This is a genomic window from Indiicoccus explosivorum, from assembly GCF_002167005.1.
Taxonomy (GTDB): Bacteria; Bacillota; Bacilli; order Bacillales_A; family Planococcaceae; genus Indiicoccus; species Indiicoccus explosivorum.
Window position 1 is genome coordinate 1 of record NZ_NHTN01000002.1, and the last position, 24,103, is coordinate 24,103.

21 protein-coding genes are annotated in these 24,103 nt (G+C 52.4%); 8 read left to right on the forward strand and 13 right to left on the reverse strand.

The window, feature by feature from the left end:
* The coding region (locus tag CCE92_RS00170; protein ID WP_277621508.1) for a septation ring formation regulator EzrA at positions 1–1,010 on the reverse strand (1,010 nt) is incomplete at its 3' end.
* Positions 1,011–1,194: 184 nt separating this feature from the next.
* On the opposite strand from CCE92_RS00170, the gene msrC reads away from it, so the two are divergent.
* The gene (msrC, locus tag CCE92_RS00175; protein ID WP_088005527.1) at positions 1,195–1,674 is read left to right on the forward strand and encodes a free L-methionine (R)-S-oxide reductase MsrC; all 480 of its coding nucleotides are present in this window, start codon (positions 1,195–1,197) and stop codon (positions 1,672–1,674) included.
* A gap of 57 nt (positions 1,675–1,731) precedes the next feature.
* Here msrC and megL read toward each other — a convergent pair whose 3' ends face one another.
* Positions 1,732–2,949, reverse strand: a complete 1,218-nt coding sequence (gene megL / locus CCE92_RS00180) for a methionine gamma-lyase (protein WP_088005529.1) — start codon at positions 2,947–2,949, stop codon at positions 1,732–1,734.
* A gap of 376 nt (positions 2,950–3,325) precedes the next feature.
* On the opposite strand from megL, the gene rpsD reads away from it, so the two are divergent.
* Positions 3,326–3,928 (forward strand): 30S ribosomal protein S4, encoded by a 603-nt coding sequence (gene rpsD / locus CCE92_RS00185; protein WP_088005530.1) that lies wholly within the window; start codon positions 3,326–3,328, stop codon positions 3,926–3,928.
* A gap of 289 nt (positions 3,929–4,217) precedes the next feature.
* Here the strand turns inward: rpsD and CCE92_RS15775 are convergent, their stop codons facing one another.
* Positions 4,218–4,370: a hypothetical protein gene (locus CCE92_RS15775; RefSeq protein WP_155522818.1), complete on the reverse strand. Its 153-nt coding sequence runs from the start codon at positions 4,368–4,370 to the stop codon at positions 4,218–4,220.
* A 162-nt stretch (positions 4,371–4,532) separates the two neighbouring features.
* Here CCE92_RS15775 and CCE92_RS00190 point away from each other — a divergent pair, with 162 nt between their 5' ends.
* Positions 4,533–5,153 (forward strand): hypothetical protein, encoded by a 621-nt coding sequence (locus tag CCE92_RS00190; protein WP_088005531.1) that lies wholly within the window; start codon positions 4,533–4,535, stop codon positions 5,151–5,153.
* Positions 5,154–5,480: 327 nt separating this feature from the next.
* On the opposite strand, the gene CCE92_RS00195 is transcribed toward CCE92_RS00190, so the two are convergent.
* Complete coding sequence (locus CCE92_RS00195; RefSeq protein ID WP_088005532.1) at positions 5,481–6,242, reverse strand: glycerophosphodiester phosphodiesterase family protein; 762 nt, start codon at positions 6,240–6,242, stop codon at positions 5,481–5,483.
* A gap of 107 nt (positions 6,243–6,349) precedes the next feature.
* Here CCE92_RS00195 and CCE92_RS00200 point away from each other — a divergent pair, with 107 nt between their 5' ends.
* Positions 6,350–7,150 (forward strand): cobalamin-binding protein, encoded by an 801-nt coding sequence (locus CCE92_RS00200; RefSeq protein ID WP_088005533.1) that lies wholly within the window; start codon positions 6,350–6,352, stop codon positions 7,148–7,150.
* A 33-nt stretch (positions 7,151–7,183) separates the two neighbouring features.
* Here CCE92_RS00200 and tyrS read toward each other — a convergent pair whose 3' ends face one another.
* Positions 7,184–8,449 (reverse strand): tyrosine--tRNA ligase, encoded by a 1,266-nt coding sequence (gene tyrS / locus CCE92_RS00205; protein ID WP_088005534.1) that lies wholly within the window; start codon positions 8,447–8,449, stop codon positions 7,184–7,186.
* A gap of 354 nt (positions 8,450–8,803) precedes the next feature.
* On the opposite strand from tyrS, the gene CCE92_RS00210 reads away from it, so the two are divergent.
* Positions 8,804–11,755: a transglycosylase domain-containing protein gene (locus CCE92_RS00210; RefSeq protein ID WP_088005535.1), complete on the forward strand. Its 2,952-nt coding sequence runs from the start codon at positions 8,804–8,806 to the stop codon at positions 11,753–11,755.
* Positions 11,756–11,854: 99 nt separating this feature from the next.
* Here CCE92_RS00210 and acsA read toward each other — a convergent pair whose 3' ends face one another.
* A complete protein-coding gene (gene acsA, locus CCE92_RS00215) occupies positions 11,855–13,573 on the reverse strand; it encodes an acetate--CoA ligase (RefSeq protein ID WP_088005579.1) in 1,719 nt (572 codons plus the stop codon).
* 157 nt (positions 13,574–13,730) lie between these two features.
* On the opposite strand from acsA, the gene CCE92_RS00220 reads away from it, so the two are divergent.
* From CCE92_RS00220 to CCE92_RS00230, 3 genes are read left to right on the forward strand one after another with little or no spacing between them, the layout of a single operon-like run.
* Positions 13,731–14,363, forward strand: coding sequence for a GNAT family N-acetyltransferase (locus tag CCE92_RS00220; protein ID WP_088005536.1), 633 nt, complete (start codon positions 13,731–13,733; stop codon positions 14,361–14,363).
* Positions 14,364–14,384: 21 nt separating this feature from the next.
* A complete protein-coding gene (locus CCE92_RS00225) occupies positions 14,385–15,026 on the forward strand; it encodes an acetoin utilization AcuB family protein (RefSeq protein WP_088005537.1) in 642 nt (213 codons plus the stop codon).
* Positions 15,002–16,180 carry an acetoin utilization protein AcuC gene (locus CCE92_RS00230; protein WP_277621509.1) on the forward strand — a complete coding sequence of 393 codons (1,179 nt, stop codon included), beginning with the start codon at positions 15,002–15,004 and terminating at the stop codon, positions 16,178–16,180. Before CCE92_RS00225 ends, CCE92_RS00230 begins: the two co-directional genes overlap by 25 nt.
* Before the next feature lie 12 nt (positions 16,181–16,192).
* Here the strand turns inward: CCE92_RS00230 and ccpA are convergent, their stop codons facing one another.
* The 7 genes from ccpA to CCE92_RS00265 form a co-directional block, all read right to left on the reverse strand.
* Positions 16,193–17,191: a catabolite control protein A gene (ccpA, locus tag CCE92_RS00235; RefSeq protein ID WP_088005538.1), complete on the reverse strand. Its 999-nt coding sequence runs from the start codon at positions 17,189–17,191 to the stop codon at positions 16,193–16,195.
* A 139-nt stretch (positions 17,192–17,330) separates the two neighbouring features.
* On the reverse strand, positions 17,331–18,416 hold the full coding sequence (locus CCE92_RS00240; RefSeq protein ID WP_088005581.1) for a bifunctional 3-deoxy-7-phosphoheptulonate synthase/chorismate mutase: 1,086 nt from the start codon (positions 18,414–18,416) through the stop codon (positions 17,331–17,333).
* 233 nt (positions 18,417–18,649) lie between these two features.
* Positions 18,650–18,979 (reverse strand): bacillithiol system redox-active protein YtxJ, encoded by a 330-nt coding sequence (gene ytxJ / locus CCE92_RS00245; protein ID WP_088005539.1) that lies wholly within the window; start codon positions 18,977–18,979, stop codon positions 18,650–18,652.
* Between the two features lie 15 nt (positions 18,980–18,994).
* On the reverse strand, positions 18,995–19,750 hold the full coding sequence (locus CCE92_RS00250; RefSeq protein WP_088005540.1) for a YtxH domain-containing protein: 756 nt from the start codon (positions 19,748–19,750) through the stop codon (positions 18,995–18,997).
* Between the two features lie 34 nt (positions 19,751–19,784).
* Positions 19,785–20,276 carry a DUF948 domain-containing protein gene (locus CCE92_RS00255; protein WP_088005541.1) on the reverse strand — a complete coding sequence of 164 codons (492 nt, stop codon included), beginning with the start codon at positions 20,274–20,276 and terminating at the stop codon, positions 19,785–19,787.
* 143 nt (positions 20,277–20,419) lie between these two features.
* A complete protein-coding gene (murC, locus tag CCE92_RS00260; RefSeq protein WP_088005542.1) occupies positions 20,420–21,733 on the reverse strand; it encodes a UDP-N-acetylmuramate--L-alanine ligase in 1,314 nt (437 codons plus the stop codon).
* A gap of 116 nt (positions 21,734–21,849) precedes the next feature.
* Positions 21,850–24,099 carry a DNA translocase FtsK gene (locus tag CCE92_RS00265; RefSeq protein ID WP_144390950.1) on the reverse strand — a complete coding sequence of 750 codons (2,250 nt, stop codon included), beginning with the start codon at positions 24,097–24,099 and terminating at the stop codon, positions 21,850–21,852.
* Positions 24,100–24,103: the final 4 nt, after the last annotated feature.

Genomic DNA, 24,103 nt, shown 5'->3' on the forward strand with positions numbered 1-24,103 from the left:
TGCCGGATCGCAATGTACTCATCGAGCGTTTCACGGGTCCGGCGGGCGATCCCTTCAAGCAGTTCCCCTGTGCCGGCAATATGTTCGTCGACATATTTCTTTGCTTCGACTTCCTTTTCGAGCATCAGGTAAAAACGCTCGATCCGGTTCTGGATTTCCGCGATCCGCTTTTTGATCACCTCGGTCTCGAGGGTACCTAAATCATGCTTCAGCTCTTCCAGTTCTTCTTCCATACCGTCGAGTTCCGAATCGAGTTCAAGATGGCCCAGGAAATAACCTTTCAATTCCATTTCATGGATGCCGCTCCGGATCTCTTTAATCGAAGCCGGGATTTTGGACGTGATCTCCGCAAGAAGTGCCGGAACTTCCTGGATGAGGGGGAATACCCGCTCCCCTTCTTCTGAAAGTTCGGCGACGATTTCCCGCGCCTGCAGGTAGTTGCCGTTGGCGCTCAGTTTTTCATACTCATCGAACTTCGGCGCGAATGCCTCCAGCCGTTTCTCGAGCGGTCCGGCTGCATTGCCGAACGTATGCTGATGGGCGAGAAGGGCCTTTCTGGCCTGTTTGTGCTGACTGATGAGCACTTCCATTTCCGAACGGTTTTTCGACTCGCTGTCCACGAGGTCATCGAGTTCCGCCAGGATCTGATTCATCTGGCCTTCGATCTTCCCGATTTCGTTTGCCGCCTCCGTCTCCAGCTGGCGCGCCTTCCCGAAGTGGAATTTATCGGCCGCTTCATCAGCACTGAGCAATTTGGCATTGATGGAAGGGACATGGACGTCCTTCACTTCCGACCACATGCTGCGCCATCGGGCGGTCAGTGCCTCTGTCTGGCCTGTCATGTTCAGGCGTTTCACGCGTTCAAGCTCTTCCAGCACCGGTTTGTTTTCAACCTGCAGTTTCTGGTCTTCCAGACGGTCAATTTCATTTTTATGTTCATTTCGCTTTATATACAGCACGATGAATGTCACGATCAAAAGAAGTATCGCAATGATGAGGAATGTCGTCATCATAAGCCCCCTGTTCCCATTTGCGTTAGCATCAACATTTACATTCCATTTTAACATGCTTTGCTTCGCTGTGTCGGCTAAATCCAAAGAAAGCGAAAAATTATTTCAGCAGGTCCTGGTATTTGCCAATAAAAACCGCTTCCCTCTATAATTGAAGCCACGATCAGAAAAGGAGAGACGCTCTATGTTTACACAAACCGCTTATTCCGGAACAGCCGCTGAGCAATACGGCCTGCTGGCCAAGCAGCTGGACGCGCTTCTTGAAGGCGAGACGAACCGCATCGCCAACTACAGCAATGCATCGGCGCTGCTGAACCAGTTCCTTGAAACGACGAACTGGGTCGGCTTTTATTTGATGGAAGACGGGGAACTTGTGCTCGGGCCGTTCCAAGGATTGCCGGCCTGCGTACGCATTCCGGTCGGGAAAGGGGTATGCGGGACAGCGGCAGCAGAACAAAAAACAGTCGTCGTGGAAGATGTCCATGCTTTCCCCGGCCATATCGCATGCGATGCAGCCAGCCAGTCGGAAATCGTCGTCCCGCTCGTGAAAAACGGCGAAGTGATCGGTGTGCTCGACATCGACAGCCCTGTCAAGAACCGCTTCAGCGAGGATGACCGCGCAGGCATCGAGCAGTTTGCCGAAGTGCTGCTGAAACATGTATGATCGGAAAAAGCCGGACAGCCGTCCGGCTTTTTTCGATTCCTTTTTTCGTTGCTTCCTTTACGCTTCCTGCAGCCGCTTGCTGTCAGGATTCACTTTTGCGAAAGCCTGTCGCAGGTCCGCTTCGATATCTTCCGCATTTTCCAACCCGACCGAAAGCCGCAGGAGCGAATCCGAAATCCCCATGGCTTCCCGGCTTTCTGCCGGTACCACAGCATGGGTCATGGACGCGGGGTGCTGGATCAGCGTCTCGGCGTCGCCGAGGCTGACAGCGATCTTGATCAACTTCAGTGCATTCATGAACGCCTGTGCCTCTTTCCGTCCGCCTTCGATCTCGAACGAAATCAGCCCGCCGCCTCTTCGCATCTGCTGACGGGCCGTCTCAGCCTGCGGATGGCCGCTATCCAGCGGATAGTAGATCGTTTTCACTTCCGGCTGTCCTTTGAGGAACCGGAGAACCGCTTCGGCGTTATCCGTGTGGCGGTCCATCCGGATGTGGAGCGTCTTCAGGCCGCGTAAAATCAGCCAAGCATCAAAAGGCGATATGATTCCGCCCACATCCTTCTGGACGGTCATGCGGAGCGCTTCCATTTCTTCGGCGTCTTTCCCGACAAGGACCCCAGCCACTACATCCCCGTGGCCGTTCAAGTACTTTGTTGCACTGTGGAGGACAAAATCTGCACCTGCCAGGAGCGGATTCTGCAAATACGGAGAGCAGAACGTATTATCCACCACCATTTTTAGTCCATGTCTCTTCGCGACTGCAGCAGCCGCTTGCAGATTGACGATTTCCATTGTCGGGTTGATCGGCGTCTCTACGTAAATGCACACTGTTTCGGGCCGGATGGAGCGCTCGATCTCTTCTTCCGTCCGCATGGCCGCCAAATCATGGGTGATTCCGTATTTTTCTTCCATCATTTCCAGAAGACCGAATGTGCAGCCATAGACACCCCGTGAAGCCAGAATGTGATCTCCGGCTTTGGTCAGATGAATCAAAACCGCACTTACCGCCGCCATTCCTGAGCCGAATGCAAGTGCGCCGGCTCCGTGTTCGATTTCAGCCATCCGCTCCTCGAGAACGCGGACCGTCGGATTGCCGAGCCGTGAGTAAATATTGCCCTGGTGCTCGCCGGCAAATCTTGCTTCCCCTTCTTCCGCTGTCGGAAATGTGAACGTCGACGTCTGGTAGAGCGGCACAGCTAAACTGTCGTGATGGCGGCTGCTCTCATAGCCTGTATGGATCAGTTCCGTTTCAAATTGCAACTTTTTTTCTCTCATCCTTTACACCCCTTCTTGTAATAGAAAGCGCTTTCATCCCTATCATCTCCATCTTATCACTTTCTCCTAAAAAAAAGAAAGTGCCCGTCTGGCGGGGACTTCAGGAAAAACCGAAAGGCATGAACTGAAAATCCGGTAATTATCCGTTATTTCGACGCAATCAGTTGACCGGCACCGAGAATCCGGGTTATACTGTTCGTTGTGTAAAATAATCGCAGCAGTTGCATGGGCGTGTCTGTCTATTTTATTCCTTTTAAAAGGTGTACCGCGTAACCCTTGGCTGCAGGGCGAAGGTGCAGGAACATAAAATAGCTGCCGCATGAATGCATCTGGTTTTTATTTTACGACAAAAACCAATTATGAGGAGGAGTCATCCATGGCTCGTTATACAGGTCCATCTTGGAAATTGTCCCGCCGCCTCGGAATTTCACTGAGCGGTACAGGAAAAGAACTCGAAAAACGCCCTTATGCTCCAGGCCAGCATGGTGCTAACCAGCGCAGAAAGATTTCTGAATACGGTCTGCAGCTTCAGGAAAAACAGAAACTCCGTTTCATGTACGGACTGACAGAACGCCAGTTCAGAAACTTGTTCGTAAAAGCCGGTAAAATGCAGGGCAAGCACGGTGATAACTTCATGATCCTTTTGGAGTCACGCCTTGATAACCTCGTTTACCGCATGGGCCTCGCGCGCACACGCCGCCAGGCACGCCAGCTCGTCAACCACGGCCACGTGCTCGTTGACGGTTCACGCGTCGATATCCCGTCATACACAGTGAAGCCTGGGCAGTCCATTTCACTCCGTGAAAAATCCCAGAACCTCGACATCGTCAACGAAGCGGTTGAAGTGAACAACTTCACACCGGATTATGTAACTTTCGATGGCGAGCAGAAAACCGGCACATTCACCCGCTTGCCTGAGCGCAGCGAACTGTCCGGCGAAATCAATGAAGCGCTGATCGTCGAGTACTACTCACGTTAAGCTAAATGCTTTTCAGGGTGCAGCATCCGAAATCCGAGATTCCTTGTTATATCAAGGAATCTCGGTTTTTTTTGTCTTTTTTTGCTCTACGTAAGAGTCTTCACTAAACTCATTTCTCAGCCTGAAGAAATCGCTTCAGGCGGACGCTTTCCGCGGGCAGGCGACAAGCCGCTTCGACCGCGAACGGTCTGCAGGGTCTTGCCTTGCCTGCTTTTCCCGCTGGAGTCGCCGCCTGCCGCTCTTTCTTCTGGAGTTCAGCCGCCGATTTCCCGGCTCAGCTGAATCAGAATCATAAAGTGCCGGTTAAAACGTCGTTTTTCCTGTTCCATTCTTCGAACACATTCCAGATCACCAGTGAATTTAACCGGTTTTCGACAGATGACAGGAACGTGCAGAAAAATAGTTCCTGCTGGATCGCCGTTCCAAGCAGCTGCTTCTTCATCTATGAACTCTCCTCTCTCAACGAGGTATATGCCACCTCTTCTGTAGCCTCCTAAGTTATTTCATTTACAAATTGAAATTAAGCTTTATCGGTTTTTGTCGAACAAAATTATCTATCTTCCCCTTATGTCCTATATACTGGGAAAAATGAGGAATATAAGTAATGAAAAAGTTCTTGAAATTCAGCCTGTACAGTATACTTGGTCTTATCGGTCTATTTGTCGTTCTACTCATCTTTGTGCCGACCGAAAATCCAAATGAACGTGCTGTTGTCGATAATCCAGAAGCCGTCGCTGATACTCCTGCAAAAGAAACTTCTGTAACTGAAGTTTTAACAGAAGAGCCTACGGAAGAAGAAACTGCTGCAGATCCGATCGGCACTCGTTCAAATCCTTTGCCATTCGGTGATACAATTACAGCAGATGTAAACATTTACGGTGATGGAATCGATGCTTATCCTGCTTCACTGGATTTGACGGTGACGGAAGTGATTCGGGGACAAGATGCATGGAATATCGTCCTCGCGGAAAACCAGTTTAATGAGTCTCCTACAGAAGGTTACGAGTACGCACTGGTGAAAGTTAAGGGGGCACTTAAAGATGCAGAAACTGAAAATTACCCATTCCACCTGTTCTCAATGGATTTTGAGTATGTAGACCAGGAGGGCACTACGTATCCGCTTGTGTCAACAGTTACTCCACAGGAGCTTAGTGGAGAACTATACAACGGGGGAGCTGTAGAAGGCTATGTCGCCAATCAAGTTAAAATTGGTGATAATTTTTAATGTAACATTCGAGCCGGCATTAGGCGCACCTATCTTTTTCGCAACTCAATAAAACGCAAAATGGCCCTCTACCGCTATTGGCAGAGGGCTATTACTTTTAGCGGATTAGAGAGGCTTGTGCGCAATCCGCGGATACATGTCAATCCAGCGAAATTAAGGATTGACAACCCATCTCAGAAGAAAGAGCGACAGGCGGCGACTCCGGAGGGATCAGCGGGCCAAGCGATACCCTGCAGGACGCGAAAGCGGCCGAAGCGGATCGCGGACCGCCCCTCGGAAAGCGTCCGCCTGAAGCGATTTCTTCGGGTCAGGATAATCACATTTTCCTCATACCCGCTCGATCAGTTTATCCGTAAACGCGCCTGTCGCATTCAATTTTTTCGTCCGTTCCAAGTGATCCGCCCTGTTCACGGTATAGACGTGCAGCAGCATGCCTTTTTCCCGGACTTTGCGGACGAAGGCGCCATTGAGGCTCTGATAGTTAATGCCGATGCCTGTCGCATAATCGCGGATCTCTTCCAATTCCTCATCTGTAAGATCTGCCTCTCCCATAAAGCGAAGAAGGCGGATCAAGGCGAGCTTTGGATACATGTTCTTCAGCCGCTTCAGACTTTCGCCATCGAACGACTGGATCACCACTTTCCCCAGCGGCAGTTCTTCTTCCAAAAGGCCATATTCCTCCAGAAGGAGAATCAATTTTTCTTCCACTCCCGGGTACTCGTGTGGCGCTTTCAGTTCAATGTAGTAATTGACGTCCGTCCCGAATTCCTCAAACACTTCCCGGAGAGCGGGCACTCTTACACCCGAAAATTCGGGACTGAAATACGAACCGGCATCCGCCTTCTTCACTTCTTCGAGTGTATGCTCTTTGACGAGCCCTTCCATATCGGTTGTCCTGTCCATTTGAATGTCATGCATGGCAACCAGTTCCCCATCCCGCGTCATCTGCAGATCCACTTCGATATAGTCCGCTTTCATCTCTTCAGCCAACCGGTATGCCTCCATGGTATGCTCTGGCGCAAAACCGCTCGCCCCCCGATGGGCGATGATCAGAAAATGATCAGGATCCAACAGTTTAACACCGCTCATTTGCTCATCCCCTTTTTCCCGAAAACACTCTGTTGTGTTTGTTTTCCCTGAACGTCCGATGCGAAACGCCTCCACTGTGCTACACTGAAATAAAGGAGGTGCCTTTCGTGCGTATCATATCCATTTGTCCAAGCAATACGGAACTACTGGTTTACCTGGATGCAGCCGACCAGCTGGTAGCGGTAGACGATTTCTCCGACTGGCCAAGCCAAGTGAACAGCCTTCCCCGGCTTGGTCCGGATCTCGCCATCAGGATGGATGAACTGGAAGCGATGGAACCGGACCTTGTCCTCGCTTCGCTCAGTGTTCCGGGAATGGAGAAAAATGTGGAAGAACTCGTTTCAAGGAAAATTCCGCATCTTGTCCTGGACCCCCAGTCGCTCAGTGAAATCGGACAGGATCTCCGGACCGTCGGCGAAGCGATCGGCATTGACCCGGAACCATTCCTGCAGCGGTACAATGAAATAATCCAGGAAGTGCAGTTACGCGGCAGCCGGGCACAGACGCACCCTTCCCTTTACTGGGAATGGTGGCCGAAACCGGTCTTCACACCGGGCGGAGTCAACTGGCTCACCGAAATCAGCCGGCTCACCGGGGCCCGGAATGTCTTTGAAGATGAAGATACACCGAGCCTGAAGACTGACTGGGATGCGGTCCGGCAGCGGGATCCGGATTACATTCTCCTCGCCTGGGTCGGTGTGCTCACATCCAAGATCAATCCGGCAGTCGTCAGGAAACGGCCCGGCTGGCAGGAAATGAAAGCGGTCGAACGGATTCATATAATGGAAGAATCTCTTTACTGCCGCCCTTCCCCCCGCCTGCTCGACGGCGCCATCCGGCTCGGCCGGCTCATTCATCCGGAGCAGTTCCGGGACATGCCGGTCCCGGACTGGCTGTCGGCGCCATGACAAAGCCGGCCGCTTTCCGCGGCCGGCTTCGTTTTATCCGAATTGGATCATATGGTACTTCTTTTTGCCTCTGCGGATAATCGTGAACGCGTCATCGAGGCGGTCTTCTTTACCCAGCGTGTACTCCAGGTCCTTCACTTTCTCGCCGTTCACGGAAATCGCTCCGTTCGTCACGTCTTCCCGTGCCTGGCGCTTTGATGGCGAAATCGCCGCCTCCACTAAAAGGTCTATGATATTGACCGGCGCTTTCGGGAAATCGGATGACGGCACATCCTTGAACGCATCCTTCATTTCAGCCGCAGTCAATGACTTCAAGTCCCCACTGAACAGTGCCTGGGTGATCCGGACCGCTGTTTCAAGGGCTTCTTCTCCGTGGATCAGTTTTGTCATTTCTGACGCAAGCGCCTTCTGGGCTTTCCGAAGGTGCGGTTCATCTTCAACGGTCTTCGCCAGCGCTTCGATTTCTTCCCGGTCCAGGAACGTGAATACCTTCAAGTATTTGACGACATCGGCATCCGCTGTGTTGACCCAGAACTGGTAGAACTCATACGGCGAAGTCTTTTCCGGATCCAGCCATACCGCGCCGCCGGCCGATTTACCGAATTTCGTCCCGTCCGCTTTCGTGATCAGCGGAATAGTGATGCCGAAAGCTTCGGCCTCTTCATCATGGGTTTTCCGGATCACTTCAAGCCCGGTCGTGATATTGCCCCACTGATCAGACCCGCCGACCTGCACGCGGCAGCCGAAGTGGTCGAACAAATGATTGAAATCAATCGCTTGGATCAGCATGTAAGAGAATTCCGTGAACGAAATGCCCCCTTCCAGGCGGGAAGCCACCGTATCTTTCGCCAGCATGTAATTGATGGATAAAAGTTTTCCGTAATCCCGGAGGAACTCGATGATATCCATATTGCCGATCCAGTCACGGTTATTGACGAGCCGCGCACCGTTCTCTGTCCGAAAATCAAATATCCGCTCCATCTGATTCCGGATGCCTTCCACGTTCCTGTCGATCTGTTCCACTGTCTGAAGCTGACGTTCTTCCGTCCGTCCAGACGGGTCACCGATCATCCCTGTTGCTCCTCCGACGAGAAGAATCGGCTGATGCCCATGCATCTGAAAGCGCCGCAGGACGAGAAGCGGGACGATGTGTCCGATGTGCATACTGTCTGCAGTCGGATCGACACCGCAGTAAAGGGCGATTTTTTCATCATTCAGCAGTTTTTCCAATCCTTCTTCGTCCGTCTGCTGGTAAAGCACGCCCCGCCATTTCAAGTCATCGATCAATTCATTCGCCATCTCTGCTCCTCCTTCTTCCTGAAAACAAAAAAGCCCTGCATGATCGGATCATCATGCAGGGGCGCTCAATGCGCGGTACCACCCGGCTTGGAGAAACATTCTCCCGCTCAAATGCGCCTTACGCGGCGCCGACGGCAAACTCCAAGCCTGTAATTCGCGACACGCAGCCTGTCCGGTTTCCACCAGCCACCGGCTCTCTGAATCAGGGAATGCGCATCCTACTTCGGACTCTTCTTCGTTTTCGGCTATTCAAATATACATATCAGTGTACTCCATCCTGCGCGATTGTCAATCCTTTCGTCATGAAGGAAGTATTATGCTATAATGGGAAAAGAATTTTAGGGGGGGAAGTAAGTGAAAGAACGCTTAACGGCTTGGTTCAATAAGGCCGAAGAGTCCTATGATAAATTTGTCTCCAGCCGCTGGATGAAGAGGCTCCGGATCACTTCCGGGGTCCTCTGGAACCTTGCACTGCTGCTGGCCGTCATTCTCGTGGCCGGCGGTGTGTTCGCCGCTTCCGCAGGGGCCGGCTATTTTGCATCGCTCGTCGATGAAACGAAGCTCCAGACAGAAGAAGAAATGCGTAAACAGATCTATACGTACACAGAAACTTCAGAACTGTACTTTGATGAAGAAAAGTACTTGGGGAAAGTGCGGACGGACCTGGAACGTGAAGAGACCCGTCTCGAAGATGTCGCACCTGTCGCGCTTGATGCCGTCCTTGCTACAGAAGACGAGTATTTCACAGAGCATCCGGGGGTCGTTCCGAAAGCTGTCCTTCGGGGACTGGTCCAGGATCTGACGAATGCCCCTGAACAGACGGGCGGTTCCACATTGACCCAGCAGCTCATCAAAAACCAGATCCTGACAAACGAAGTATCGTATGAACGGAAAGCGAAAGAAATGCTTCTTGCCATGCGATTGGAAAAATTCATGAGTAAAGATGAAATTCTCGAAGCGTATCTCAACATCATTCCTTACGGCCGCAATTCTTCCGGCGCCAACATCGCGGGGATCGAAACCGCCGCACAAGGGATATTCAACGTTTCAGCCAGTGAACTGAGCCTGCCGCAAGCGGCTTTCATCGCCGGCATCCCACAGGCGCCTTACCGTTATACTCCGTATACGAGCGCCGGTGAACTGAAAGGTCCGGAAGGGCTTCAGCCCGGCATCGACCGGATGAAGACGGTTTTGTTCCGGATGAAAGAAGTAGGCTATATTACAGAAGAAGAATATGAAGCTGCGATTTCCTACGACATCACAAAAGATTTCCGTCAGCACGAGAACCGTTCTTATGAAGAATACCCGTTTCTGACATTCGAACTTGAACGGCGCGCAATCCGCATTTTGATGGATGTTCTCGCCGAACAGGATGGCATTGAGCCGTCATCTCTTCTTGAAAACGATAAGCTGTATGAAGAATATGCGATCAAAGCTGAACGCGCCCTGCACTCGGGCGGCTACCGCATCCATTCGACCATCGACAAAGAAGTGTATGATGCCATGCAAAAAGCGAAAAATGAATTCGAGCAGTACGGATATACGTATCCTGAAGGCTCGCTCGATGCCAATGGCGAGCCGGTTGAAGTTCCGCAGCCTGTCCAGGTCGGAAGCGTCCTGCTCGATAACGAGACTGGCCGCATCATCAGTTTCATCGGCGGCCGCGACTACGACCTTGAAAAGTATAACCATGCGACGCAGGCTTACCGCTCGATCGGTTCGACTGCCAAGCCGCTGCTCGTCTACGGACCGGCCGTTGAACAAGGCGTGATCGGCGCCGGCAGTCCGGTCGTGGACGTAAAGTTCTCGCTCACGATTCCAGGACAGCCGACGTACAAGCCGTCGAACTATTATGCCTCCCAGGAACTTGGCATCATGCCGGCCCGCCGGGCACTGGCTTTATCACAGAACCTGCCGGCACTCCGGCTGTTCAATCAATTGCGGGATAACAAGCCCCTGCAGTATGCAATGAAAGCAGGCCTTACCCGCCTGACTCCTGATGATAATGTCCTGTCCGCCGCGCTTGGCGGCGGTGTCGAAGCGACTGTCGAAGAAGTCGCGAACGCATACTCCGTATTCGCGAACGGCGGTAAATTCATTGATGCTTACATGATCGACCGCATCGAAGACGCGGATGGGAATGTCGTTTTCGAACAGAAAACTGAACCTGAACAAGTCTTTTCTCCGCAGACAGCTTATATTCTGACTGACATGATGCGTGATGTATTCAATGAGTCGTACGGAACGGCGAACCGCGCCAACCGCGAACTGTCCTTCGATGGTGATTTCGCCGGGAAGACCGGGACCACCCAGCGTTCCGTGGACGCATGGCTAACAGGATATAATCCGAATGTGACACTTTCGGTCTGGCTCGGTTACGACAATGAGGAATGGACACTGGATGATGCGGCGAACAATCCATACCCTCATCCGGCGACCAGGAAGAACATGCTTTGGGCGGATCTCATGAACGCCGTCTACAGCACCGCGCCTGAATTGGTCGGTGCCGAAGAGGAGTTCAAAGCCCCTGAAGGCGTTGTCTCCCGTCCATTCTGCGCATTCTCCGGAATGGCCCCTGGCGGCGGCTGTACAGGTGCGCTCGTCCGGAATGACCTTTTCAATGCAAAAGCGATGGTTCCGTCGAAGCCTGACAACAGCATCACAAGCGGGACATACACGACAGTCGACGGCACGCGTTACACGGCGCTTCCATCGACTCCGGCCGACTTCACTGTGTCAGGAAGCAGAGGGGTCTCGGATGAGTTCGTCCGCCGGATGCTCGGTGAACTCGGCGGAGACGCTTCCAAACTGTTCCCGCCTGGATCTCCATACTCGAATATCGTTTCGGGACGTGAATTCCAGCCGGATGGCAATTCACCGACAGGCGTTTCTGCCAGCCTGTCAGGCGATACGATCCGCTGGAGTGAATCTCCATCCAGAGGCGTCGTCGGTTACCGGATTTACAGCAGCGGCGGCAGCCGGATCGCATCGATTTCGGAATCAGAAGGAAATTCCTATCTCCTCCCTGGTCCGGGAAGCTACTATGTTGTAGCGGTCGATATTACCGGTAAAACATCAGGACCGTCCAACAATGTGACAATCAGCGCTCCTGCACCTGAGCCGGAACCTGAACCTGAACCTGAGCCGGAACCGGCTGAGCCCGAGCCGGACACCGGCGAAGAACCGCCAACTGATGGCGGCAATGGTAACGGCGGCAATGGTAATGGTGGTAACGGCAACGGCGGAGGCAATGAACCGCCAGCCGATCCGCCTGCCGAAGAAGATGGAACTGAAGATGCCGCATAACAAAAACGCTCCGGAAACTTTACCGTTTCCGGAGCGTTTTTCTGTTCTGTCTTTATTCCCACATTCAGCGGAATCGCCGCATATCGGTATTTATTTCCGTCAGTCATCCATTGTGGACAGGTCACCGGTCGGCAGATCCAATTCCCAAGCTTTCAGCACCCGGCGCATGATCTTACCGCTCCGTGTCTTCGGCAGTTTGTCCTTGAATTCGATTTCCCGTGGCGCCGCATGTGCAGAAAGGCCTTTTTTGACGAACTGCTGGATTTCTTTCGTCAGTTCTTCCGTCGGTTCATGCCCTTCACGAAGCGCAATGAACGCCTTGATGATTTCTCCTCTGACCGGATCCGGCTTTCCGATAACACCGGCTTCTGCGACTGCCGGGTGTTCAATCAGTTTACTTTCGACTTCGAACGGACCGACACGTTCACCGGATGTCATAATGACATCATCTACGCGACCTTGGAACCAATAATAGCCGTCTTCGTCCACGTAAGCGGAATCCCCGGAAACATACCACTCATCATTCAAAAAGTACGATTCATATTTTTGCGGATTGTTCCAAATCTGACGCATCATGGACGGCCACCCTTTCCGGATGGCAAGGTTCCCCATCCGATTCGGCGGCAGCTCGTTCCCCTGGTCATCGACGATGGCGACGCTGATTCCCGGGAGCGGTTTTCCCATCGATCCCGGCCGGATCGCCAGCGTCGGATAGTTACAGATCATCATGGCTCCTGTTTCCGTCATCCACCACGTATCATGGATCCGCTTATCGAATACTTTCACGCCCCAGCGGATGACTTCAGGGTTCAGCGGTTCCCCTACAGACAGCACATGCCGCAAAGAAGACAAGTCATGCTCTTTCACAAGCGCGTCACCAGCTCCCATCAGCATCCGGAAAGCGGTCGGTGCACTGTACCAGACCGTGACCCCGTATTCTTCGATGGCACTGTACCAGGCGTCCGGTGAGAAACGGCCGCCGACGATCAGATTGGTCGCACCTGCAAGCCACGGCGCGAAGACACCGTACGACGTCCCCGTCACCCAGCCAGGATCGGCTGTACACCAGTAAATATCCTGGTCGTTCAAGTCGAGCACCCACTTGCCGGTCACGTAATGCTGGATCATCGCGTCCTGGACGTGCAGCACTCCTTTCGGCTTCCCTGTCGATCCGGAAGTATAGTGAAGGATCATGCCGTCTTCCCTGTCAAGCCATTCGATATCAAAATCATCGCTGCAGTTCTCCATCTGCCGGAGGACATCCACAGTGTTGTTCTCTTCCTGAATCCCTTCGCCCACCAGAAAAATCGTTTCAAGCTGCGGAAGCCTGTCGACCGGAACCCGTTCAAGAAGATCGGGCGTCGTGACGATCGCTTTCGCTCCGCTGTCTTCCAGCCGGTCAAAAACCGCCCCTTCCATGAAAGCTTCAAACAGCGGGCCAACTATGAGGCCCATCTTCAGGCCGCCGAGCAGTGTAAAGTAAAGTTCCGGGGAACGCGGCATGAAAATGAAAAGCCGATCCCCTTTTTCAAGTGTCGAATGGGCCTTCAGCATATTCGCCGCCCGATTCGTCATCCGCTTCATTTCGTGGAAAGTATACGCTTCTTTTCGGTTCTGATCCTTATAATAAAGCGCCACTTTGTTCTTTCTGTCAGATTCAGCGTGACGGTCGATCGCTTCATAAGCCATATTGACTTTGCCGGTCGTATGCCAGCTGAATTCTTTTTCAGCTTCCGCCCAATCGAAACCAGCGGCGAGTTCTTCGTAATTATGTAGTTGGTGGTCGCCCATGCGGGCCGGCAATTCTTCCGTCTTCATTGTCATCATCCTTTCCATTAGATACTCTTATATTCTACAACATTCTGACAATTACATGTAAACTAATATGCCTCGGCTGCAGATTTCCGCAGTTATTTTCATTTCCCCTTCCGCATCATGTATAATGGGGGTAATTGCGAGTACAGGCGGTGTAGAGATGGAGCATTCAAAAACTTATAATGCGATGGAACTGAAAACACGTCAGGGACGGATCATCGTGGAAGGTCCGATTTCCCCTGAAGAATTAGCAAGGCTGGACTTCCACGAAGACCTGACAGCTTTCCGTCCGCCGGAAGACCAGCATAAAGCGGTGATCGGAATTGCAAAGCTTCCGGAGGGGCGGATACTGATAGCCAGACATAACAATACCATTGTCGGCTACGTCACCTTCCTCTATCCGGATCCGCTCGAACGGTGGTCGGAAGGCAATATGGAAAATCTCATCGAGCTCGGCGCGATTGAAGTCATCCCGAAGTTCAGAGGCGAAGGGGTCGGCAAAGCGCTCCTGAAAGTTTCGATGATGGATGATTCGTTTGAAGATTATATCGTGATTACTACTGAATACTATTGGCACTGGGATTTGAAAGGAACAGGGCTCAATGTCTGGGAATACCGGAAAGTGATGGAGAAGATGATGCAGGCCGGAGGGCTGGAATATTATGCGACGGACGATCCCGAAATCAGTTCCCACCCGGCAAACTGTCTGATGGCCAGGATCGGTGCGCGGGTCGGCCCTGAATCCGTGCAGCAGTTTGATGCATTGCGTTTCATGAACCGCTTCATGTATTAATTGCCAAAGGAGTGCTGGAAAATGCTTTTGGAAGAAATAATGAATACGGAAATGTACACATTGGGACCAACTGACACAGTCAAAGATGTGCTCGAACTTTTCCGGGAGAAGCGGATCCGTCATGTGCCGATTGTGGATGAAGCCAGAAAAGTCATCGGTGTGGTGACGGAACGGGATTTGAAGGATGCCCGGTTTGCGGAAGACGCGCCGGCAGCCGCCGATTCTCTCTATGATCTCAAAGTCGAACAAGTGATGACCAAAAACCCGATTACCGGGCATCCCCTCGATGTTGTAGAAGAGACCGCGCTTTTATTTTACGAACAGAAAATCGGCTGCCTGCCAGTCGTCTCGAATGGCCAGCTGGTCGGATTTTTCACAGAAACGGACTTGCTTTACAAATACATCGAGCTGACAGGTGCCCACCAGCCCGGTTCCCAAATTGAGGTGAGAGTTCCGAATCGGGCCGGCGCCCTTTACGAAGTTTCGAAGATCCTGTACGAACATCATGTCAATGTGCTGAGTGTGCTCGTCTACCCCGACAAACGGAACGAAGCGAACAAAGTCCTCGTCTTCAGAGTCAAAACGATGAATCCGCTGCCGATTATCGAAGATATCCGAAAAGAAGGTTTTGATATCCTATGGCCAAACATTCCGGGAATGTAGAAATGAACGATGCGGTTTTCGTTTATTCGGAAGATCAGCTCGGCTATAAGTTTTCCGACTCACATCCGTTCAATCAAAAACGGCTGGTCCTCACCGTCGATTTGCTGAAAGAAATGAATGCGCTTTCAGATGACCGGATCATTCCCGTCCGCACAGCGACAGATGAAGAGCTCCTGCTGGCGCATGATGAACGGTACATCAACATCGTCAAAAAAGCCGGACTAGGAGAAGTGACACCGGAAGTCGGTGAAAATTATGGAATCGGGACAGAAGACACCCCGATGTTCGATCACATGCATGAAGCCGCTGCCCGCCTCGTCGGCGGCACACTGACGGCGGTCGATGAAGTGATGCAGGGCCGTGCGCTACACGCGCTGAACCTTGGCGGAGGTCTGCACCATGGCTTCCGGGGAAAAGCGTCAGGCTTCTGCATTTATAACGACAGTACCGTGGCAATAAAGTACATGCAGCAGAAGTACGGCGCGCGCGTCCTGTATATGGATACAGATGCCCACCATGGCGATGGCGTCCAATGGAGCTTCTACGATGATCCATCCGTCTGCACAGTCTCCATCCACGAGACCGGCCGCTATCTGTTCCCGGGGACGGGAAGCATCACTGAACGCGGCAGCGATAAAGGATACGGGACCTCATTCAACCTCCCGATCGACGCCTTCACAGAAGACGATTCTTTTTTAGAGACTTATCGGACCGCATTCCGGGAAATCGCTTCTTTTTTCAAACCGGACGTAATCCTGACACAGAACGGGGCGGATGCGCATTACCTGGACCCTCTCACCCATCTATACGGCACGATGGACATTTACAGGGAAATCCCGAAAGTCGCCCATGAAATCGCCCATGAGTTCTGCGGCGGCAAATGGATTGCCGTCGGCGGCGGCGGTTATGACATTTGGCGTGTCGTCCCCCGCGCATGGTCGCTTCTGTGGATGGAAATGAGCGGACAGCCGCTTCCGTTCGGAAAACTTCCCCAGAGCTGGCTGGACCGCTGGCAGCCGGATTCGCCTGTCCCGCTGATTCCGACATGGGAAGATCCGCAGGATTTGTATAAACCGATTCCCCGGAAGCCGGAGATTGAAGAAAAAAACCAGCAGATGCTCGAAAAAGCCCTTTATATGATCAGAAACGCCTGAAAGCTTCCGCTTTCAGGCGTTTCTCGTAGTGCCGCGATCTTCGATTCTGTGCGGCAGGATCACTTTGGTCTCCTCGACTTCCTCGCCGTTCATCAGTTTAGTCAAAAGCCTCATGGAAACAGCTCCGATGTCATAAAGCGGGAACGCGACGGACGTCAGGCGGGGCCGGACCATCTTCGCCAGTTTCGAATCTTCATAACTGATGACTTCGATATCTTCCGGAATCGCATAGCCGTCTTCCGTCGCGGCATGGATCAAACCGATTGCCAGTTCATCGCTCCCTGCAAAAAATGCGGTGGCGCCCGCATCTTTCAGCTGCTTGTATGACTCCATCCCTTCCTCATAGGAATTTCCGGTTTCCTTAATAAGATCTTCTTCGAACGGAAGTCCCTTTTCATTGAGCGCATCCGCGTAGCCCCGCAGTTTATAATGCCGGTTGATGTCGGCGGAAAAAGGCCCGGAGACGAAGGCGATCCGCTGATGGCCGGACGCAGCGAGTCTGCTGACAGCCTCGAACGCCGCCAATCGGTAATCGATATTGACGGAAGCGACGGTAGCGCTCTCATCCACCGTTCCCGCCAGTACGACTGGCACACTCGCCCGCTGCATATCTGTAAGCAGACTTTCAGAAATCGCATCGCTCATAAAGACAATGCCATCGACCTGCTTTCCGAGCATCGTTTCAAGCAGCAGCTCTTCTTTATCGCTGTTGCCATCCGAGTTCGACAGCAGGATGTTATACCGGTACATGGTCGCGATATCTTCGATCCCCCGCGCCAGTTCCGCATAGAAACTATTTGAAATGTCGGGAATGACCACTCCGACAGTGGTTGTTTTTTTGCTGGCAAGTCCCCTTGCCACCGCGTTCGGACGATAGCCCAGCTCTTCGATCACCCGGAGCACTTTCTTGCGGGTTGCCGGCTTGACGTTCGTGTTTCCGTTCACTACGCGTGATACCGTAGCCATGGATACATTCGCTTCACGCGCTACATCGTATATTGTGACAGGCATCGGTTCGCCCCCTTTCTACATCTGTATAAGCTGAAACGGTGTGACAGGCGGACTGCCCGGACAGCTTATATCTTTGCTGTACCCATCATACGATAATTCGAATTGCCTAATCAATAGAAAAAGCCGGAGAAGTCCGGCTTTAGCGATTCATTTCGTACTGTTTCATGAATTTCATGAGGGCATCATAGAATTCATCGAACTGCCCCAGGTCCATCTGCTGCTGCGCGTCGGATAACGCGACGGCCGGATCCGGGTGGACTTCCGCCATGACGCCGTCCGCGCCGATCGCAATCGCCGCTTTCGCTGTCGGCAGCAGCAAGTCGCGACGGCCCGTCGAATGGGTCACATCCACAAATACCGGCAGGTGGGTCTCCTGCTTCAAGATCGGCACAGCCGAGATATCGAGTGTGTTGCGTGTCGCTTTTTCATACGTCCGGATTCCCCGCTCACAGAGGATGATCTGATCGTTACCGTTTGAAATAATATATTCAGCTGCATTAATGAACTCGTCGATCGTCGCAGACATGCCACGCTTCAGGAGGACTGGTTTGTTCGTCGAACCGACCGCTTTCAGCAGCTCGAAATTCTGCATGTTCCGGGCGCCCACTTGGATGACATCCAAGTAATCCAGCGCTTCCTCCAGATGGCTTGGCGTCACGATCTCGGTGACGACCGCCAGCCCTTGCTCTTCAGCCGCTTTCTTCAGGATCTTGAGTCCTTCCAGACCCAGTCCCTGGAAGTCGTACGGCGATGTCCGTGGCTTATACGCACCGCCCCGGATCAATTTCTGGCCCTTATCCTTGATTGCTTTCGCCACGATTTCCACCTGATCGTAAGACTCGACTGCACACGGTCCGAAGATGAATGTCGGCTTTCCGTCGCCGATCCGTTCGCCGTTCACTTCAACGACTGTATCCTCCGCTTTCTTCTTCCGGGAAACAAGCAGTGCTTTCCGCTGTTCCTTCTCCTGCACATCGAGCGCCGACTTGAAGATCTCCTTGAACAGATGTTCCACCCGCGGCTGCTCCAGCGGACCGTCATTATGCTCTTTCAATAGATTCAGCATGTCCCGTTCCCGCACAGGATCGAAACGGTTCACCCCTTGTTTTTCTTTCACTTTCCCGATCTCACGGGCGACCGACGTCCGTTCGTTGATCAGTTCGAGTATTTTAAGGTTCAACTCATCCACTTTTTCTCTTAATACATCCAATTCTGTCTGACTCACTTTCACTCTACCCCTCTCTTCAGATCGCTGGTGCAATCTCTAGATGTGTATAAGGGCTATTATATGAAACTCAGCCAGAAAAGTCACGCTATTTCTTTTGCGCTTCAACGCGCGAAAGTGAATAAAGAAAACAGATGTCCGATTCACCCCTTTGCCGCCCATGAAAAAATCCGCAGACGGCGTTCACATCGCGAACTTCGTCTGCGGATTTGAAGTATCCGTCCTATTTTTCTTCAGGCAATGAATTCCTGCATCGCCTTGCTCGTGATGGAATCATGGGATTTGTTCCAATCCACCTTCTCTTCATAAAAGTGGAACACTTGCGGGGATTCATGTTTGATGCCTGTAATTTCCGCAAGCTGGTTGGACAGTTCCCGATCCTCCTGGACGATGAGGAACAGAAAAAGCTGGTTCGGGTGCATGGATGCATATTCACCGTATTCGTTCCATGCAGCCGCGGAAACCGGACACGTACTGCTGTGTTTCATCAGCCAAAAGGATTCCGTATCTTTCGTCAGCTGCTGAAATTCTTCCAGGCTGTGTACCCGTACGAAGTTATCCATAGCGCCCTCCCCGCTTTATTTCTTATTTTTATTGCCCGTGCTGCTTCCGCCGGCATTCGAGTTCGGGCTGTTGGTCTGTTTTTCTTCTTTCACTTCTTCGACCGCTTCCTTCAGCGCGTTCGCTGTGGAAGTGAAGCTTTCAGGCCCTTTTTTATTCTCCGTTTTTTCAAGACGGTCCTCAACTTTGTTCAGGACTTCCACTTGTTCTTCCCCTTCTGCCGATGCAGTGCCATCATCCATCGGTGACCGGGATTGGCTTCCGCTCGATCCAGCCATATTTTTCACTTTGTCGACGACTTTCGAGGACTGATCTTTCAGCTGCTGCGTCAGACCGCTGCCTGACTGGCCAGATGTGCCGCCCTGCTGGTCAGAGGACGAAGCGGTTTTTTCCTTGATTTTCGCAGCCTGGCTGTTGAGGTCACTCCGCAGCTCTTTACCTGGTTTCGGCGCAAGGAGCAGTGCCGCAGCCGCACCGGCCACCCCGCCGATGATCGCGCCGAGAAGGAAATTACCGGAGCTGGAGCTAGTATTGTCCTCGAATTCGTAAAGGTCATCATAAGGATTGGAACGCGTGCGCTGATTATAGGAATAGCCAGGATTTTGGCTGTATCCCTGCTGCACATAGCCGCCCTGGTCATACCGGGTCGGTGTGCCGCCGTAATTCGGCGTGTTCTGGACACCTGTATGCGCGCCGTTCTGAGAATAGAAGTCATTGTTGTACTTTGCGCCGTTATACGTGCGGTCGTTGTTTCCCTGATTATTCTGTGTCATGCTCGATTCCTCCCATTATCAGTTTGAATTTGAATCAATAGTCGCTTTCCGGCAGCCGCTTCTGCCCGGGGGCAGGTTTCTCGTAATGAGATGTCGTGCTTGTCTCATAAACCTTCCGCTCTTTCCACTTATCGCGGATACCGAGCGCGACGTTGCTCCACTGGACCACTTGCGCAATTTTGTCCTCATTCTGCTCGACTTGAGCGGAAACGGTAGTGGTGATTCGGCGGACCGTCGAGTTCAGATCCGTCACGGAATTGCCTACACCACGGACTGCATCCACCACTGTATTCAACTTCTCGGATTTGTCTTGTACATCCTCCGTCAGTTCGTTCGTCTTATGGAGCAGGTTCGTCGTTTCAAGCAAAACGCCCTGCAGCTGGTTTTCAAGGCCGGCCACCGTATCAGCCACTTCTTTCATGGTGTTCTTCAACCCCACGAGTAAGACGGCAAGGCCGATACATGCTGCCAGGAATCCGATTGCAGCCACAATCGCAGCTATGTAGAGCAGTATTTCCCAATCCATCCTATTTCCTCCTTCGAATAAATGACTTGACGTATATTATGTTTTGTACCCTTCGGACCTTTTCTATAAACCGTCAATTGAAGTTTTCTTGCGAATAATTAGAACGGATTGCCTACAAAAAAACCTGGCCTCTCGGGACCAGGTCAGACGGATGTCTGTGCTTTGATGACTTCTTCGAAGGCCCGCTGGAACTTTTGGATATCGCCCGCCCCCATAAAGAGGAAGACGGCGTTATCGTGTTCAAGGAGGGTTTCGATCTTCTCCGGGTCCAAAATCATGCTTCCATCGATTTTTTCCGCCAGATCCCCGATCGTCAGTTTCCCGGAATTTTCCCGCGCTGAACTGAAAATATCACACAAATACACGGTATCAGCCTCGGACAGGCTGTCTGCGAATTCCTGCAGGAACTTCTGTGTCCGCGTGAATGTGTGCGGCTGGAAGACTGCGATCGCCTCCCGGTCCGGGTATTTCTGTTTTGCCGACTGCAGTGTCGCTTTTATCTCTGTCGGATGGTGCGCATAGTCATCAATCAGGATGCGGTTCCCGATTTTCGTTTCTGTGAACCGGCGCTTGACACCTGCAAACGTCGCCAGCCGGTCTTTAATGATGGCTGCCGGGATATTTTCATAGTGGCACAGGGCAATGACGGACAGGGCGTTCTGAACTGCGTGGTCGCCGAACAGCGGAATGAAAAACGTTTCAAAATATTCATCCCTAACCATGACATCGAAAGCAGTGCCGTCAGTCGTTTTTTGGATATTCGTTGCCTGAAAATCATTTTCTTGATCAAATCCGTAATAGACGACTGGTACCGGCGCCTGGATCCGCTGCAGAAAAGAGTCATCCCCGCAAGCAATGATGCATTTCTTCACGCGCTGCGCCATTTCCTGGAATGCCTTGAATACATCTTCAATATCCGTGAAGTAATCCGGGTGATCGAAGTCGATGTTCGTCATGATGGCATAGTCTGGTTCATAGGCGAGGAAGTGACGCCGGTATTCACATGCTTCCAGGACGAAAAAACGGGAATCTTCCGTCCCTTGACCGGTCCCGTCACCGATGAGGTAGGACACCGGTTTATAGCCGGCCAGCACATGTGCCATCAGGCCCGTCGTGGATGTCTTGCCATGTGAGCCTGTCACCGCGACAGACACGAATTGCTTGAGCAGGTCCCCGAGGAACGTGTGATACCGGATGACGTCGGCTCCCAGCTCTTTCGCCTTCAGCAGCTCCGGATGGTCGTCCGGATATGCGTTACCTGCGATGATGGTCATATTTTCCGTGATATTCTGTTCATCGAATGGCAGAATCGAGATTCCCCGTTTATGGAGCAGTTCTTCTGTAAAAAAGAATTTATCGATATCGGAGCCTTGGACGCGCTCTCCCATATCATGCAGGATTTGGGCCAGCGGACTCATACCGGAACCTTTTATGCCGGTGAAATGAAAAACGTTCATGATGTAAGCCTCCTATGGAAGGTTCGAAAATGGATAACCGTATATGCAGAAATAACAACCTTCCCAGTATACCACCATCAAAGAACCGGAACAAAGTGAAATGGCAGATCAGCCGCTCAAAATATTTCTTCCAGTTCTTCTTCAGTCAATAAAACATCGCGTGCTTTGCTGCCATTCGGTTCAGAAACAAACCCATGTTGTTCGATCAGATCCATCAGCCGGGCTGCCCGATTATAGCCGATATGGAATTTCCGCTGCAGGAGGGATGTCGAGGCACTGCCTTGCGACAGAATGAATCTGCATGCTTCCTCGAACAGATCGTCATGCTGATCAGGAGAACCTTGGGGACTGATGAGTTCATCTTCTTTGAACAAGTAATCCGGCTGGCCCTGCTGACGGGCATGCGCGATCACTTCTTCGATTTCTTCATCCGTCACGAACGTTCCCTGAAGGCGGACCGGCGCGGACATCCCATGACCGAGATACAGCATGTCCCCCCTTCCCAACAGCCGTTCCGCTCCCTGTGTGTCGAGTATCGTACGGCTGTCGACTTGGGAAGAGACGGAAAAAGCGATCCGGGCCGGAACATTGGCTTTGATCAGGCCGGTGATCACATCAACCGATGGCCGCTGCGTCGCGACGATCAGATGGATTCCGCAAGCCCGGGCTTTCTGGGCGATACGGCAAATGGCATCTTCCACGTCCGCCGGAGCCATCATCATCAGATCCGCCAGTTCATCGATGACGATCAGCATATACGGGAGACGCTGGACGTAGTTCCCTTTTTCTTCCACCAATCGGTTGTACCGCGCGATATCGCGGACTCCGGTATGGGCAAACAGCTGGTAGCGCCGCTCCATTTCCCCGACCGCCCATTTCAGGGAAGCGGTCGCCGCTTTGACATCGGTGATGACCGGGCTCACCAGATGAGGAATATTATTATACGGCGCGAGTTCGACCATTTTCGGATCGATGAGCAGCAGTTTCAAGTCCTCTGGCGATGCTTTATACAAAAGGCTCACCAGGAGGGAATTGATGCAGACGCTTTTACCGGACCCGGTTGCACCGGCAATCAGACCATGCGGCATTTTCCGCAAATCCAAGGTCACCGGACGGCCGGTCAGATCGAGGCCGAGCGCGGCTTCGAGCGGCGACACGGCGCTGTCGAAACTGGGACTGCCGATGATCTCCGAAATCCGGACGGGCCGCGATACCCTGTTCGGAATCTCAATGCCGATTGAACTTTTCCCGGGGATCGGCGCCTGGATCCGAATATCCTTCGCTGCGAGGGCGAGTTTCAGATCATCCGCCAAGTTCCGGATTTTACTCACTTTCACTCCGTTCGCCACTTTCAGTTCGAACTGGGTGACGGCCGGACCCTGCATGATATCCATAATTTCCGCTTTCACCTGGAAATGGGACAGCGCTTCGATCAGCCGGTCTCCCTGATCGGAAAGCCATTGTTCATCCCGCTGATTTTCTTCGGGCTTGCGGAGCAAGATTTTCGGCGGGAATTCATAACTCCGGTTCCCGCTCTGTAACTGCGCCGGTTTTATTTCCGCCGTCGGAGTTGTTTCGGTCATCACCGGCGGGATAGTGCACTTTTTCAATTTCTCCTTATCCGACTTCAGCATGATGACATTGAACGGAGCAGTCTTCCCTCTTTCGGCAGGCCGCGGATTCTGTTTCTCTTGCGCATCTGCCGGTACAGGCGATACATCCTTTTCACCGGCAGAAGCTTCATCCGGGATGTCTTCCTTAACACGATCAGCCAGTACCGGGGCTTCCATATGTACTTCTTTCCGGGATAGTTCCGCAGCCGGCGCTGTTTCGGCCCCTTTCCCGTCGATTTCCCTGCTTTCCGTCAGCACCAGCTTGTCCGGCTTGTCCGGAGATGGACTCCCGATCTCTTTCGTCTGCTCATGTTCTTCCAGCAAGTCACGGATCGGTGCCGGGTCCTGGACCTTATGTTTCTGGAATCCGTGTACCGGAGATGGGACACGGCTCGGCTTATACCGAGGATTCGGCACCGGCTTCTTCCGTTCAGCCGGGGCTGCAGGAAAATCGTAAATGGTCGTCGTATGGACCGTCCGGGGCTGCCGGGCTTTCACCGGCCACTCCAATCCGGTTTCCGGCTCCTGGTGCGGTTCTGCCTGCGCCGCCGGTTCTTTGGAAACCGGCTGCCAGTCGATCCAGTCCGGTTCCTGGTCATAGGACGGCGTATAATTCCCCATCGCCTCTTCATCTGAAATGAGCGGAAACCGGAAAGGAGGCTTCGAAGTGAATTCCGCCTGTTCCGTTTCCCTTCTTTCGCTTTCTTCCGCTTCGGCGAACAGTTTACTCCATAATCCTTTCATCCAATTCATCTGA

What these genes read in the sequence shown, in the direction of transcription:
- CCE92_RS00225 (WP_088005537.1), top strand. Translation starts at nt 14,385, where the DNA reads ATGCTTTTGGAAGAAATAATGAATACGGAAATGTACACATTGGGACCA.
- tyrS (WP_088005534.1), bottom strand. Translation starts at nt 8,449, where the DNA reads ATGGCGAATGAATTGATCGATGACTTGAAATGGCGGGGCGTGCTTTAC.
- murC (WP_088005542.1), bottom strand. Translation starts at nt 21,733, where the DNA reads ATGAACGTTTTTCATTTCACCGGCATAAAAGGTTCCGGTATGAGTCCG.
- megL (WP_088005529.1), bottom strand. Translation starts at nt 2,949, where the DNA reads ATGAGAGAAAAAAAGTTGCAATTTGAAACGGAACTGATCCATACAGGC.
- CCE92_RS15775 (WP_155522818.1), bottom strand. Translation starts at nt 4,370, where the DNA reads ATGAAGAAGCAGCTGCTTGGAACGGCGATCCAGCAGGAACTATTTTTC.
- CCE92_RS00195 (WP_088005532.1), bottom strand. Translation starts at nt 6,242, where the DNA reads ATGAGCGGTGTTAAACTGTTGGATCCTGATCATTTTCTGATCATCGCC.
- msrC (WP_088005527.1), top strand. Translation starts at nt 1,195, where the DNA reads ATGTTTACACAAACCGCTTATTCCGGAACAGCCGCTGAGCAATACGGC.
- CCE92_RS00230 (WP_277621509.1), top strand. Translation starts at nt 15,002, where the DNA reads ATGGCCAAACATTCCGGGAATGTAGAAATGAACGATGCGGTTTTCGTT.
- ytxJ (WP_088005539.1), bottom strand. Translation starts at nt 18,979, where the DNA reads ATGGATAACTTCGTACGGGTACACAGCCTGGAAGAATTTCAGCAGCTG.
- ccpA (WP_088005538.1), bottom strand. Translation starts at nt 17,191, where the DNA reads ATGCCTGTCACAATATACGATGTAGCGCGTGAAGCGAATGTATCCATG.
- CCE92_RS00190 (WP_088005531.1), top strand. Translation starts at nt 4,533, where the DNA reads ATGAAAAAGTTCTTGAAATTCAGCCTGTACAGTATACTTGGTCTTATC.
- CCE92_RS00220 (WP_088005536.1), top strand. Translation starts at nt 13,731, where the DNA reads ATGGAGCATTCAAAAACTTATAATGCGATGGAACTGAAAACACGTCAG.
- rpsD (WP_088005530.1), top strand. Translation starts at nt 3,326, where the DNA reads ATGGCTCGTTATACAGGTCCATCTTGGAAATTGTCCCGCCGCCTCGGA.
- CCE92_RS00255 (WP_088005541.1), bottom strand. Translation starts at nt 20,276, where the DNA reads ATGGATTGGGAAATACTGCTCTACATAGCTGCGATTGTGGCTGCAATC.
- acsA (WP_088005579.1), bottom strand. Translation starts at nt 13,573, where the DNA reads ATGAAGACGGAAGAATTGCCGGCCCGCATGGGCGACCACCAACTACAT.
- CCE92_RS00265 (WP_144390950.1), bottom strand. Translation starts at nt 24,099, where the DNA reads ATGAATTGGATGAAAGGATTATGGAGTAAACTGTTCGCCGAAGCGGAA.
- CCE92_RS00250 (WP_088005540.1), bottom strand. Translation starts at nt 19,750, where the DNA reads ATGACACAGAATAATCAGGGAAACAACGACCGCACGTATAACGGCGCA.